We start from the raw sequence: 13,144 nt of genomic DNA, 5'->3' as shown, positions 1-13,144 counted from the left end.
GATCGAAGGAGGAGACATGGCATCGACACCCGATGACACGCAGCCCGCCCCGCAGCCCCTGCGCGATGGAGACGCGACCGCGGAAGCAGACCCCAGCGACGACCCCGCGCAGGCGGAGTGGGAGCGCACGGAAGCACTCGACGACGGCGCCACCGCGGACGAGCTCGACCCGGCCACGGCCACCGGCCGCGATCCCGACGAGATCCCCGACCCGGACGACCAGGTGCCTGCCGAAGACCTGCCCGGATCGGCACCGCAGCCCGAGAGCCAGGGCGGGGACCCGGTCCTGGTCGACCTCGGTGAGGACGGCCAGGGCGACCTCGGCCCCGGGGATCTGTGATGGCGGTCTCTGCCGTGGTCACGCGGTCCAAGAACGGGCAGTGGGTGAACGAGGTGGATGGCGCGCCCGAGCTGTCGCGCAGCTACACCAGCCGCGACGAAGCCATCGAGGAGGGCGAGGCGCTGGCGTCCGAGTACGGCGTCCGCCACACCGTCGAGGAGAGCGAACCCACCGGCACCATCACCGACGGCGGTGCGGAGGCCTGAGCGTCAGCCTCGGCGTCCGAGCCCATCGAGGAAGCCCGGCTCCTCGGTGTCCTGCGCCTGCTGGAGGTGCCCGCACTCCGGACACCTCCAGCCGCCGGGGACGGCGAGCATCACCACGTCGTCCTCCGGGCAGTGCGGCGCCACCCCCTCACGATTCGTCATCGTCCCAGGGTAGGACGCGCCCTCGGACTCGGCCAGCAGGCGCCGCCGCCCCTCACCCGAGCAGGATGAGCTCCCTGGTCGTCCTGGTCATCGCGACATAGCGGTCGACGGCGCCGGTGACGTCCTCGCCGAACCGGTCGGGTCGCACGAGCACGACGAGGTCGAACTCCAGGCCCTTCGCCCCCTCCGGGGAAAGCGAGCGCACCCGGGTGCGCGGGGTGAAGTCCGGCGCGCCGATCACGCAGGCGATGCCCTCCGCGTGCGCCGCGAGCCATTCCTCGACGACGCGGTCCAGGTCCTCGACCGCCGCCCGGCGCACCGGCACGCCGCTGTCACGGACCGACGTCGGCACGTTGGCATCGGGAAGAGCAGCCCGGATCTCCGCCGCCGCGACGGCCATCACCTCGGCGGGCGTGCGGTAGTTCACGCTCAGGTGGGCCACACGAGGCTCACGGATGCCCACGCGCTGCAGACGCTCCGCCCACGATTCCGTGAACCCGTGTCGCGCCTGGGCCCGGTCGCCCACGATCGTGAAGCTGCGGGAGGGACAGCGTGCGACGAGCATCCGCCACTGCGCGTCGGTGAGCTCCTGCGCCTCATCCACGACGATGTGCCCGAACGGGCCGGCGAGTTCGTCCGGCGGCAGTGCCGGCGCGACGTCGACACCCGCCAGCACGTTCTGCGCGTCCTGTCCGCGCAGAATCGACATGACCTTCATGTCGCTGTCGTCGCTCTCGATCAGGTGGTCCACCACGTGCGACATCTGCTCCTGCGCGGCGAGGGTCGCCGCCTGCTGCCGGTGCCGCGTCCGCACGGCCTCCGGGTCCCCGATCCGGCGGTGGGCCGCGTCGAGCAGGGGAAGGTCCGCGTCGGTCCAGGCCGTGGCATCCTCGCGCTGCAGCAGCGACACCTCGTCCGCGGCGAGCTGCGGCGCGCAGCGAGCCAGCGCCGCGGGGGAGGACCACAGGCGCGCGACCACCCTCTCCGGAGTCAGCATCGGCCACGCGCGCATGAACGTGCCCGTCAGCTCGTCGTCCTGTCGTAGCCACCGCCGCACGACATGCGGCGGCACGTCGTCCTCCTGCACCTGGTCGACGAGGAGTTCCAGGATCTCTTCCCACACCTCGTCCCGGGCCTCGTTGTGCGGGCTGGCGGGGTCGGCGGCGGCGAAGGCCTCGGCCCACTCCTCGCGGCTGAGCCACAGGTCCGCCCACGGCGTCTCCACCCGGAGGGCGTGACCGGGTGGCCGTTCGGCCTCCGCGACCGCTGCGCCGAGCACGGCGTCCGGATCCAGGCTCGCCTTCAGCTCCGCCACCTGGGGATCGCGCTCCGGCATCGCCGCAGCGCCCTCGGGCGTCAGATCACGCAGCGTGCACAGTCGTACGGTGTGCTCGCCGAGGCTGGGGAGCACGTCCTCCACATACGCGAGGTAGTGCGCATTCGGACCCACGAGCAGCATCCCGCCCGCGCTCTCGGTCAGTCGAGGTTCGGCGTAGAGCAGGTGGGCGGCGCGATGCAGTGCCACCACGGTCTTCCCGGTGCCCGGCCCGCCGTCCACCACGAGAGCGCCGGCCGAGGGGGTGCGGATGATCGCGTCCTGGTCGGACTGGATGGTCGCGAGAACATCGCGCATCCGTGCGGTCCGGTGCGTGCCGAGGCTCGCGATGAACGCGGACTGATCGTCGAGCGCGGCGTCGTCGAAGCCGTCCGTCGTCAGGGCCTCGTCCCAGTAGTCGCTGATCCGGCCGTTCGTCCAGCGGTAGCGTCGGCGGGAGGTGATGCCGCGGGGATCCTGCATCGTCGCAGCGAAGTACGGCTCCGCGGCGGGTGCCCGCCAGTCCACGAGCAGGCGGGTGCCCTCGGCGTCCGCGAGTCCTGCGCGTCCGATGTAGACCGGCGGGCCCTCGGCCGGGGTGTACCGGCCGAGGCACATGTCGAGGTCGAAGCGATCGAGCATCCGCAGGCGGGCGCTGAGTCGGCGGATCTCGAGGTCGCGCTCGACGGCGGCGCTCCCGAGCTCCGCCGAGCGACGCTTCAGCTCTTCCAGGCGCTGTGCGATGTCGGCGCGCTGATGCTGGAGCGCGATGTCGATGCGGACGAGGTGGGCGCGGTCGGAGTCGATCAGGCTCGGAGCGGATTTTGCGGGCGCGGTGTCGGTGAGGTGGAAGGGGTCGATGGGCATGAATCTCCTTCGCGGATCGCGCACGGGTCGGCGCGCGGACGGTCGATTGTGCCGCAGCGAGGGGGCCTTGCGGCAAGCCCCGGGGGCGCGGATATCCTGGAAGTGCACGGAGACGAGGGGACCCCACCATGACCCATCGGATCGGCTACCTCATCGGCAGCCTGGCATCTGACTCGATCAACCGCATCCTCGCGAAGGCGCTCATCCGCCTCGCGCCTCCCAGTCTCGAGCTGGTCGAGATCCCGATCCGGGACCTCCCGCTCTACAACCGGGACGACGAGCTGGACCCCGTCGCCGCCGTCACCGACTTCAAAAGGGCCGTGGAAGGGGCCGAGGGACTGCTGCTGATCTCGCCTGAGTACAACCGCTCCATCCCGGGCGCTCTCAAGAACGCCATCGACTGGGGTTCGCGTCCGTGGGGTCACAACTCCTTCGCGCGGAAGCCCACCGGCATCATCGGGGCCTCGACCGGCGCGATCGGCACCGCGGTCATGCAGTCGTCGATGCGCAGCGTGCTGAGCTTCCTCAATGCGCCGCAGCTCAATGCGCCCGAGGCCTACATCACCTTCTCGAGCGACGTCTTCGGCGACGATGGGGAGGTGCGCGACCCGGACACGGAGAAGTTCCTCGCGCACTACATGGAGGAGTACGCGGCCTTCGTCGAGCGGGTGCTCTCCCTGACCGCGCCGGGGCACGTCGGCGACCGCTGACGCCTCGACCGGGGGGCGAGTGCGAGCCCGCTGGTAGCCCGGTGGGGGTGCGGGGCCTCAGTCCGCGACGTCCACCCCGCGCTCGGCCAGGAGCGCCATCAGGGCGAGAGCATCGTGCGGTGCGAAGCCCTTCGCGTCATTATCGAAATACACGAAGACGTGGCGTGGGCGTCCGTCGTCCGCGCCGGAGCCGTCCGTCCATCCGCGGATGAGGTCCGCCCACTCGCGCAGCTCCTGATCGGAATACCCGCTGTGGTAGAGCTCGTGGGAGCCGTGCAGGCGCACATAGACGATGTCGGTCGTCAGCGCCTCGAAGCGCGGCCACTTCCCAGCCGTGTCGGCGATGACGAGCGACGTGCGGTGATCCCGCAGCAGCTGCAGGCTCTCGGCTGTCCCGAACGTGTCGGAGCGGGGTTCGAGTGCGTGCCGGAGCGGACGGTCGGCATCGACCTCCAGCCACGCGCGTCCTTGCAGCCTCTCGTCGTGGCGACGGGCGAGCGCGAGGGCTTCGCCGGTCGTGGCCGGCAGCGATCGGAGGAACGACTCGAGCACGTCAGGCTCGAACTGCTGGCGCTCCGGCAGCTGCCACAGGAGCGGGCCGAGCCGGTCGCCGAGAGCCAGCACGCCCGAGGCGAAGAAGTTGGCGAGGGCCTGGCCGACGTCGCGCAGACGCAGCATATGCGTGACGTAGCGGGAGCCTTTGACCGCGAAGACGAAGCCATCGGGCACGCTCTCCGCCCAGCGGCGGTAGCTTTCCGGGCGCTGCAGGGAGTAGAACGAGCCGTTGAGCTCGACCGTGGGGAAGCGCTCGCCGATGTACTCCAGCTCGCGGCGCTGCGGCAGCCCCGTCGGGTAGAAGTCGCCGCGCCAGCTCGCATACCGCCATCCGGAGACGCCGATCCGTGCGCGTCTCTTCGGCGCCGCGGGGGTCATGCCGCCCGTCCGATCGGGGCTCCGATCGGGGTCAAGCCCCTTGCCGCCGCCGCGGGACTGTTGCACGGTGGAAGCATCCGATGCGAAGGAGGAGACGGGATGTCCCAGAGCGAACAGCCGATCGACGAGATCAAGCCGGATGCCGACCTGCAGGAGCAGGAGCGGCCGGAGGTCGAGACCCCCGATGACCCCGAGCTGCTCGTGCCCCCGGTGCCGGAGGCCCATCCGATCGAAGCCGACCCGGTGGATGCCGCGGAGCAGCGCCGTGAGGTGCCGCTGGACGACGATCGCGACACGGAACTGCCGGACGACGGGTATGACGCGATCATCGGTGACGATGCGGCCGCGCCCGACGCGGAGGAGCAGTAGCCCTCACGTGGTGTGCGTGATGCGGCTGTCCTCATCGATGCGGTCGTCCTCACGATCCAGGACGGTAGTCGAAGCGGCGCCCGAGGCGTCCGGGGTTGACGGGTGGCCGCGCTCCCGGTACCGGTGGCGGCGTGGCTGACTGCCGGGCCGGTGGCGTGGGGAGGGCTACATCCGCGGCGGATCAGGCGCCTCGCTCCGGGCACCGTGGCGGCGGTGCGGATGGCCTGAGTCCGAGTGGCGCCGAGGTCCGCCGGCGGCACCTGAGGATGTGGGCGGGGTATGCCCTCTCGACCGGACCGCCCCAGCACGGTGCTGCCGAGAGGGCTCACCGTCCTTCCCGGACGGTTGGGGAGGCGGCGAAGATCTCGCTGCTCTCGATGGCTGATTCCCCAGTCCTCAGCCCCTGTAGCCCCCGCTACGAAGAGCAGAATATCGCTTAATCCTCGTGTCCGCCATTTGGGGGACAAAATAATCACAACCCGATCTGCGAGGTCGGTCCCTGTCACTCTCCGCAGCCGTTTCGTAGGGTGGGGGGCATGGACAGAACGCTCCTCTTCTACGGACAGGTCGCACTTCCTGTCGGCCATCGGATCGAGGTCACCGAGCACCTCGATCCGGATACCGCGCAGCAGGTCGTGCTGTCCCTCGTCGATCTCGACACCGGCATCCGATACCGGCGCGGGGAGGAGCAGCGGGGCGCGGTGTCACGGTGGATCGGCCGCGTGCTGGAGTGCACGGTAGCGGTGAGCGCGGGCGGGACGCGGACCACCCTGCTCGTCGATCCCATCGGTCCGGCCGCCACCGAGGCCGGCGTGGCGCTGCGTGGTGCGGACGCCGCTGTCGAGGCCGCCAAGGCAGAGGCCGACCGCTGGGGCGGGACGGACCGGCCGCCGCCCGAGGAGCCCGAGCGCTTCTGGTGAGGCGCCCCTGCGCGTCGGCGCCGTCATCGGAAGTCCCGCGATCGATGCGTCACTCCGGTGCGAAGGTCCTCGAATGCGTCCGCGAGGATGTTGACCACGCCCTCCGGGGATCGTTCGAGCAGCCCGCGGATGATGAGAGCCGGTGACTCCCTGGCGATCCGACCGAAGCGCCCCCATACGCCGGTCGAGCAGATCACGTTGACCAGGCCGCTTTCGTCCTCCAGGTTCACGAAGGTGACTCCCGCCGCCGTCGCCGGGCGTTGCCGGTGGGTGACCAGGCCGGCCACCTCCACCCGCCGTCCGGTCTCATGCTTCTGCAGGTCGGCAGCGGTCAGCACGCCCCTGGCCCGAAGCGCCTCCCGGAAATGCGTCAGGGGGTGGTCGTCGGTCGAGATGCCCGTGGCCCACAGGTCGGCAGAAAGGCGCTCGTAGCTGGTCTGATCCGCGAACAGGGGAGGCTGCACCGCCACCGTCGTGCCGGGGAGGAAGCGCGAACGGTCCTCGGCAGCCGCCCCCGCGAGCCACATCGCCTCCCTGCGCTCCAGACCCAGGCAGGCGAAGGCCCCCGCGGTCGCCAGAGCCTCCAGCTGTGCGGCCGTGGCATCGGTCCGCCGCACCAGGTCGTGCAGGTCGCGATACGGCCCGTGGGCCTCACGCTCGGCGACGATGCGCTCGGCCATCGGCACCCCGATACCGCGGATGCCGCTGAGCCCCAGGCGTACGGCGAAGGCCCCGTCCCGCCGGTGCGCCGCCGACTCATCCGGCGCACTCCGGTCGAAGCGGAGCACCTCCGGCTGGGGATCGGCCAGACACTCGTCCCTTCCCGTCGGTCCGACGTCGGCACCGTCCACCCCGAGAGGCTCGAGGGTCTCCGTGGCACCCGACAGGTGCAGATCGGGTCGTCGTACTTCCACGCCATGCCGACGCGCGTCGGCTGTGAGGGTCGAGGGGGAGTAGAAGCCCATCGGCTGCGACCGCAGGAGGCCGGCGAGGAACGCAGCCGGATAGTGCAGCTTCAGCCACGAGCTGGCGTAGACCAGCAACGCGAACGACAGGGAGTGCGACTCGGCGAATCCGAAGTTCGAGAACGCCTGGATCTGGGCGTAGATACGGTCTGCGGCGTCGTCGACGAGGCCTCGCCTCGCCATTCCGGCGTACAGCTTGTCCCTGACCTTCTCGATCTTCTCCAGGCCCCGCTTCGACCCCATCGCCCGCCGCAGCAGGTCCGCCTCATCGGCCGTGCAGTCGCCGACGGCCGTGGCCATCTGGATGAGCTGCTCCTGGAAGATGGGGATCCCCAGGGTGCGCTTCAGGATGTCCTCCAGATCGCTGTGCGGGTACGGGATCGTGAAGTCGACGGGAGGTTCGCCGCGTGCCGCCCTCGCTCTGTTCTCCTCATCGACCCTGTCCTTCGCCATCTTGCGCCGCACGAACGGATGCACCGCTCCACCCTGGATAGGGCCCGGCCGGATGAGGGCGATCTGGATGGCGAGGTCATAGAAGCATCGGGGCTGCAGGCGGGGGAGGAGCCCGATCTGCGCGCGCGACTCCACCTGGAAGACGCCGATCGAGTCCGCACGGCACAGCATGTCGTACACCCCGGCCTCCTCCTTCGGCAGACTCTCCAGCGTCCACTCCTCACCCGTGGCCTCGCGCACGAGGTCGAAGCAGTGCTGCAGAGCGGCGAGCATCCCGAGCCCCAGCAGGTCGAACTTCACCAGTCCCATGAAGGTGGCGTCGTCCTTGTCCCACTGGATCACCGTCCTGTCCTCCATGCGGGCATGCTCCACCGGCACGACCTCGCCGACGGGGCGGGCGGTGAGCACCATGCCACCGGAGTGGATCCCGAGGTGACGGGGGGCCTTCAGCAGCTCGGCTGCATAGTCGAGCACGGTGTCGGGGATGTCGTGCCCCTCGACGGGTTCGAGCCCGGAGCCCCATCCGTCCACCTGCCGTGACCAGGAGTCCTGCTGCCCCGGGGAGTGCCCGAGGGCCCTGGCCATGTCGCGGATCGCGTTCTTCGGTCGGTACTGGATGACGTTCGCGACCTGGGCCGCCCGTTCCCTGCCGTACTCGCGGTACACCCACTGGATGATCTCCTCACGGCGCCGGGAGTCGAAGTCCACGTCGATGTCCGGCTCCTCGGTGCGCGTGGTGGCGAGGAACCGCTCGAAGGGCAGACGGTAGAGGATGGGGTCGACAGCGGTGATGCTCAGCAGGTAGCAGACCGCGCTCGCCGCGGCGGACCCCCGCCCCTGGCACAGGATCCCGCGGCGGCGGGCTTCGGCCACGATGCCGTGCACGATCAGGAAGTAGCCGGGGAAGTCCTTCTCCTCGATCACGTCGAGCTCGCGCGCGATGCGCCGGCGCCCCTCGTCGTCCAGCCGGGGATACTTCGACGGCACCGCCTCCCAGACCAGATGGCGCAGCCAGCTCATGGGTGTGTGCCCGGGCGGGACGTCCTGCCGGGGAAGAGCGGGCCGGGCCATCCGCAGCGGGAAGGCGGACGCGGCGGCGAGCTCGAGGCCGTGGGAGATCGCCCCGGGGTAGCGCTGGAAGCGGGCGGCCATCTCGGCCCCGCTGCGCAGATGCGCTCCGCCGTGGGACGGCAGCCACCCGTCGAGCTCGTCCATGCTCCGCACGGCTCTGACGGCCGCGACCGCCTCCGCGAGCGCGGCCTGGGAGGGTCGTGCATAGTGCACGTTGTTCGTCGCCACGACGGGCAGCCGCATCCGGCGGGCGAGGTCGGCCAGGGCGTCGTTGCGGCGCGTGTCCTGCGGCTCGCCGTGATCGAGCAGCTCGACGGCGACATGTTCGCTGCCGAAGAGGTCGACCAGGTGTCGCAGGGGAGTGGCGGCGTCCCCAGCCTCCAGCCCGCGGCGCACGGCGCCCTTGCGGCAGCCGGTCAGGATCGTCCAGTGGCCGTCCGCCCTGGCGGCGAGATCCTCGAGGTCGTAGACCGGGCGTCCTTTCTCACCTCCGCGCAGCTGCGCCGCCGTGATCGCCCCCGAGAGCCGGTGATACCCCTCCAGGCCGCGGGCGAGGACGAGCAGATGCTCGCCGGCCGGATCGGCAGCACCCTGCGGTGACACCGGCAGGTCGAGTGACAGCTCCGCGCCGAACACGGTCTGCAGTCGCACCTCCATGAGCTCGGCGAGCTCGGCGAAGCGTGCGGCCCCGTAGAACCCGTCGTGGTCGGTGAGAGCGAGGGCGCTGAGGCCCAGGCGCTCGGCTTCGGCGAGCAGTTCCTCCGGGGACGAGGCGCCATCTAGGAAGGAGTAGGAGGAGTGGGCATGCAGCTCCGCGTAGGGCACGGCCTCCTCGGGGCGCTTCGGGAGCACGGGAGGGACGCGCTTGCGACGTCGGCTGACGGGCCCGGGGTCCGGACGGCGCCCCGGAGGCTCTGCGGCGCGGGGTGTCGGATCCTGTTCACCGCTCAGAGTGCGTTCGAGCTCGCCCCAGCGCAGCGGCGGGTTGTGCCAGCCCATCAGCGGTACCGCCCTTCGGCCCACCAGCGCTCGCCTGCACGGAAGACCAGCCAGGCCCGATCGTGGTCGTCGACGATCTGGAGCCGGTGTCCGCGTTTGCCTCCTCCTGTCGTCCAGCGGCGCTCGTGCACCGGCCACGGTCCCGCCCAGGCCTGCACGGTGGCGCCGTCGATGCGTGCCGGCTCGTCCGAGAGGGCGCCGCGGTCGTCCACGCCGACCGTGCTGCCGTCCTCGGCGACGATCCCGACGGGCCGCGGGGGCAGGAACACCTCGGAGGGCAGGGGGTCGGGCAGGCTTCCCGGCCAGGGGGAACGCGGATCCCGCGGGGGGACGGTGCGCTCGCCCCACGGCGTGAGCACCTGGCGGTCGGCGAGCCAGCGCCCTCCCGAGACGGCGGCCGTGACCACCCCCTGATGGCCCAGCATGGTCTGCACGCGGGAGACCGCGTGGTGCAGACGCTCTTCGGTGCCGGATCCGAAGAGCCCCGGCTGGTGATGTGCGGCATCGTCGACGGCGACGGGGAGGATCCGCACCCCGACGATGCCGCCGAACGCCCTGGCCTCGTCGACGGGCTCCGCTGCCGTCAGCGCGGCGAGGGACTCCAGCTGCCAGCGCACCCTGTCGACGAGATCCGCGGCGTCGAAGCAGGTGGGATGCAGCCACGTGCGGGAGTACACCTGCCCGTCGTCGTCCGTGAGGTCGATGCGCACCTCGGTGCACACCACCGAGGCATCGGCCAGGGCCAGGGTCACGGCGTCTGCGGTCTGCCGCACGGCGAAGGCCACCTGATCGGCTCCGCCCAGCGGGGTGTCGAACTCGATGTTCCTGGCGAGCTCCGGATCGGGCGGACGCGGAGTGAGCGGTCGCGAGTCGGCGCCTGCGGCGAGGGCGTGCAGGCGCGCGCCCTGCTCGCCGAAGCGGTCGCGCACGTCGAGCGGGGCCAGGGCGGTGAACTCTCCCAGGGTGCGGACGCCGAGCCGGAGAAGGAGCCCGCTGATCTGCTCGTCGCGCAGCACCTGAACGGGGTAGGGGGCGAGGAACTCCCGGGAACCGCCGGGAGGGACGACCGTGCAGGGTGCGCTGCCGCGCGCGGCGATCTCCGCGGTGAAGGGACCGTCGGCGACGCCGATGCGCACTTCGGGGAAGCCGGCGTCCGCCAGGATCGCCGAGAGCGCGGTCGCCGCCTCCGCTTCACCGCCGTGATAGCGGGAGATGCCCCTGGCGCGCAGGATCGCGAGCCCGGGGCGCAGCAGCGTGACACCCGGGGCGTGCTTCTCGATGAGCTGCAGCACCGGTGCGAAAGCACGCTCGTCCTTCCCCGGGTCGTGCGGGAGCACACGCAGCGAGGAGAGAAGCCCCTGGGCGACGCGGCGCCGCTGCCCGATGCGGACGCCGTGCGCCCGGGCCGAGGCGGTGCAGGCGACGACGGCGTTGGCCTGCACGAGCGCGGTGGGCGGGTGCTCCCCGCCGCCCAGTGCCGCCCGCAGCGGCCAGTCGGGGAACCACAGGACCAGGACGCGGAGCGGGGCGTTCATCCTGCCTCCGCCCAGTACAGCAGCTCAGCGGGCACCGACTCCTCGCGGCGCTCCTGTGCGGGGGAGGGCAGTGCCGTCAGCTCGGCGGCTGCGGACTCGATGGCGCCCTGGGCGCCCGGCAGCTGCACCCGCACGCTCGACGGACGGGGACTGTGCCTGGTGCGGGCCGTCACCGTGACGGTGCAGTCGGAGAGCAGCCCCCACCCCTCGCCGAGCCCGTGCCAGTCGGGGTCGTGCAGATGGATGCTGCCCTCGCTCTGGGGCCACCGCCCGAGGCCGGGCGCCTCGGCCACCAGGAGGGTGCAGCCGCGATCGCGCAGCCGGGCGCTGAGCCGCGCGACGTCGGCATCGCGCGCTCGTGAGCCGGGGTGGACCACGATCAGCGGCACCACTTCGGCGAGGGCGGAGGTGGCGGCGAGCCAGCGGTCGCCGGGAGCAGGGACGAGGATGAGCCGTGACAGGTCGATGCCGAACGCGGCCGCGGCCTCCACGCCGAGCGTCGGCATGCCGATCACCGCGCACCAGTGCCCCTTTCCCGAGGCGGCGCTGAGCAGCGCCAGGACGAGAGCGGGCGAGGGGGACACGGTGTAGGAGGTCCCGGTGAGCAGCCCCTCCTCCGGCAGCAGTGCGGCGAACGCAGGGTCGAGGGGGAGTATCGTGTGCTCGCTGCGCCGACGCTGCATCCGGCTGATCTCGCGGCGCAGCCGCAGCACCTCTCCGGCGCGGGTATCGCTGGTCGGAGAGAGCGCGGTCATCGCATCGAGCCCGATCCCCATGCATCCATCCTCGAAGATATGTACGAATAAAGCAAGTGATGCTGTCGACTGTAATTCGTACATCGGACATCCGCCGCGGACTTGTCCACAGCGGTCATCCGCGCATCGCGGTCTCGCCTAGCCTGCCGGGATGGATCTCCGCCTCGCCCTCGTCGGGCTCGTGCACGGTGCTCTCCTCGCGATCGGCGGATGGCTGGTCGTGGTCGACGCCCGCACACACCGCCTCCCGAATCGGATCGTGCTCCCGACCCTCGCGGCCCTTCTCGTGCTGGTGATGGTCGACGCCGCGGTGAGCGGGCAGCCGCAGCCGATGGTCCGCGCCCTGCTCGGCGGGTCCGGCCTCGGCGCGTTCTACGCCGTGCTGCGGGCGATGAGCCGTGCCGGGATGGGCGGCGGAGACGTCAAGCTCGCGGCGGTGATCGGCCTGGTGCTGGCGTGGCACGGGTGGACGGCGTTCGCGGTCGGCGCCGCCTCCGCGTTCGTGCTCGGCGCGGTGTACGCGCTCGCTCTCATGCTGCTGCGGCGAGCCGACAGGACGACCAGGATCGCCTTCGGGCCCTGGATGATCGCGGGGGCGCTCCTCGGGGTCGTCGTCGGCTGACTCGGTCCGGCGTCGCACGAACGGGGGAGGGCGGGGCTACCCTGGGCTCATGGCACTCGCGCGACTTCACGGCGGCCCGCTGGACGGGCAGATCATCCCCCTCGGCGACGCGGACGACAAGCTGATCGTCCCGTACAGCGAGACGCAGGTGGTGTACAACCGCCGCGGCGAGCCGCAGAACACCGGCTCCGGTGACGGGCCGACCGAGGTGGACTACTGGTTCGAGGAGGCCCTCGAGGACCTCACCCTCGAGGATGACTGAGCCGAACCGCTCCGTCGAGGTCGAGCGCAAGTACGACGTCGACATCGACACGCCGCTGCCGCGGTGGGAGGCGATCCCCGGCGTCGACGGCGTCTCCGCGGGGGAGCACCGAGCCCTCGACGCCCGCTATCTCGACACGGAGCACGCCGCGCTCGCCCGCTCCGGGGTCGCGTTGCGCCGTCGCACCGGCGGACCCGACGAGGGCTGGCACGTCAAGGGACCGCGCGAGGGGGACGGACGGCTCGAGCTCGGCTGGCCGCTGGGCGACGGCGAGGGCATACCTCCCGTGGTCGCCGAGGCCGTCTCCCGGTGGACGACGGCGCCGCTGGTGCCGCTCGCCCGCATCGAGAACGACCGTACGGCCTACCTGCTGACCGGCCGGGGCGGAGTGGTGGCCGAGTTCGTGGATGACCGGGTCCGTGCGACCGATCTGCGCAGCGACACCCGACGGGAGTGGCGGGAGTGGGAGGTCGAGCTCGGACCGGCCGCGCCTGCCGACCCCCAGGGGCGCACGCTCTTCTTCGCCGCCGTGGAGACCGCGATCCGCGCTGCGGGCGGACGCGAGGCCTCCTCGGATTCGAAGCTCGCCAGGGCCCTGGGCTTCTAGGTGTACTTCCCCGACAGGTTGTGAACGGCTGAGGTAGCGAAGACCTCCGGGCA

Annotated in this window: 14 protein-coding genes; 8 read left to right on the top strand and 6 right to left on the bottom strand. The window is 71.4% G+C overall.

Annotation, left to right across the window (positions count from 1 at the left end; translation table 11 throughout):
• The first annotated feature begins 16 nt into the window (after positions 1-16).
• Together M3C17_RS13755 and M3C17_RS13750 are read left to right on the top strand one after the other, a co-directional pair.
• Positions 17-340 (top strand): sugar ABC transporter ATPase, encoded by a 324-nt coding sequence (locus M3C17_RS13755; RefSeq protein WP_259978427.1) that lies wholly within the window; start codon positions 17-19, stop codon positions 338-340.
• Positions 340-546, top strand: a complete 207-nt coding sequence (locus tag M3C17_RS13750) for a DUF2188 domain-containing protein (protein ID WP_259978426.1) — start codon at positions 340-342, stop codon at positions 544-546. Before M3C17_RS13755 ends, M3C17_RS13750 begins: the two co-directional genes overlap by 1 nt.
• A gap of 3 nt (positions 547-549) precedes the next feature.
• Here the strand turns inward: M3C17_RS13750 and M3C17_RS13745 are convergent, their stop codons facing one another.
• Complete coding sequence (locus tag M3C17_RS13745) at positions 550-708, bottom strand: hypothetical protein (protein WP_259978425.1); 159 nt, start codon at positions 706-708, stop codon at positions 550-552.
• Positions 709-760: 52 nt separating this feature from the next.
• Positions 761-2,890 carry an RNA polymerase recycling motor ATPase HelR gene (gene helR / locus M3C17_RS13740; RefSeq protein ID WP_259978424.1) on the bottom strand — a complete coding sequence of 710 codons (2,130 nt, stop codon included), beginning with the start codon at positions 2,888-2,890 and terminating at the stop codon, positions 761-763.
• Positions 2,891-3,018: 128 nt separating this feature from the next.
• Here helR and M3C17_RS13735 point away from each other — a divergent pair, with 128 nt between their 5' ends.
• The gene (locus tag M3C17_RS13735; protein ID WP_259978422.1) at positions 3,019-3,600 is read left to right on the top strand and encodes an NADPH-dependent FMN reductase; all 582 of its coding nucleotides are present in this window, start codon (positions 3,019-3,021) and stop codon (positions 3,598-3,600) included.
• A gap of 57 nt (positions 3,601-3,657) precedes the next feature.
• Here the strand turns inward: M3C17_RS13735 and M3C17_RS13730 are convergent, their stop codons facing one another.
• A complete protein-coding gene (locus tag M3C17_RS13730; RefSeq protein ID WP_259978471.1) occupies positions 3,658-4,533 on the bottom strand; it encodes a DUF72 domain-containing protein in 876 nt (291 codons plus the stop codon).
• Positions 4,534-4,632: 99 nt separating this feature from the next.
• On the opposite strand from M3C17_RS13730, the gene M3C17_RS13725 reads away from it, so the two are divergent.
• Together M3C17_RS13725 and M3C17_RS13720 are read left to right on the top strand one after the other, a co-directional pair.
• Positions 4,633-4,902 (top strand): hypothetical protein, encoded by a 270-nt coding sequence (locus M3C17_RS13725; RefSeq protein ID WP_259978421.1) that lies wholly within the window; start codon positions 4,633-4,635, stop codon positions 4,900-4,902.
• A 536-nt stretch (positions 4,903-5,438) separates the two neighbouring features.
• Positions 5,439-5,822, top strand: coding sequence for a hypothetical protein (locus M3C17_RS13720; RefSeq protein ID WP_259978419.1), 384 nt, complete (start codon positions 5,439-5,441; stop codon positions 5,820-5,822).
• 23 nt (positions 5,823-5,845) lie between these two features.
• Here M3C17_RS13720 and M3C17_RS13715 read toward each other — a convergent pair whose 3' ends face one another.
• The 3 genes from M3C17_RS13715 to M3C17_RS13705 are packed head-to-tail and all read right to left on the bottom strand — an operon-like array spanning position 5,846 to position 11,621.
• A complete protein-coding gene (locus M3C17_RS13715; RefSeq protein WP_259978470.1) occupies positions 5,846-9,310 on the bottom strand; it encodes an error-prone DNA polymerase in 3,465 nt (1,154 codons plus the stop codon).
• Entirely contained in the window at positions 9,310-10,845 is a 1,536-nt protein-coding gene (locus M3C17_RS13710; protein ID WP_259978418.1) for a DNA polymerase Y family protein, read from the bottom strand. Before M3C17_RS13710 ends, M3C17_RS13715 begins: the two co-directional genes overlap by 1 nt.
• On the bottom strand, positions 10,842-11,621 hold the full coding sequence (locus tag M3C17_RS13705; protein WP_259978417.1) for a hypothetical protein: 780 nt from the start codon (positions 11,619-11,621) through the stop codon (positions 10,842-10,844). The genes M3C17_RS13710 and M3C17_RS13705 overlap by 4 nt, the downstream gene beginning before the upstream one ends.
• Positions 11,622-11,751: 130 nt before the next feature.
• On the opposite strand from M3C17_RS13705, the gene M3C17_RS13700 reads away from it, so the two are divergent.
• The 3 genes from M3C17_RS13700 to M3C17_RS13690 are packed head-to-tail and all read left to right on the top strand — an operon-like array spanning position 11,752 to position 13,091.
• A complete protein-coding gene (locus tag M3C17_RS13700) occupies positions 11,752-12,222 on the top strand; it encodes an A24 family peptidase (RefSeq protein WP_259978416.1) in 471 nt (156 codons plus the stop codon).
• 49 nt (positions 12,223-12,271) lie between these two features.
• Positions 12,272-12,484: a response regulator gene (locus M3C17_RS13695; RefSeq protein ID WP_259978415.1), complete on the top strand. Its 213-nt coding sequence runs from the start codon at positions 12,272-12,274 to the stop codon at positions 12,482-12,484.
• Complete coding sequence (locus tag M3C17_RS13690) at positions 12,477-13,091, top strand: CYTH domain-containing protein (protein WP_259978414.1); 615 nt, start codon at positions 12,477-12,479, stop codon at positions 13,089-13,091. Before M3C17_RS13695 ends, M3C17_RS13690 begins: the two co-directional genes overlap by 8 nt.
• Positions 13,092-13,144: the final 53 nt, after the last annotated feature.

Origin of the sequence: Microbacterium sp. p3-SID336, from assembly GCF_025143365.1 — a bacterium.
Lineage (GTDB): Bacteria > Actinomycetota > Actinomycetes > Actinomycetales > Microbacteriaceae > Microbacterium.
This window is presented reverse-complemented; position numbering and strand designations above follow the sequence as displayed.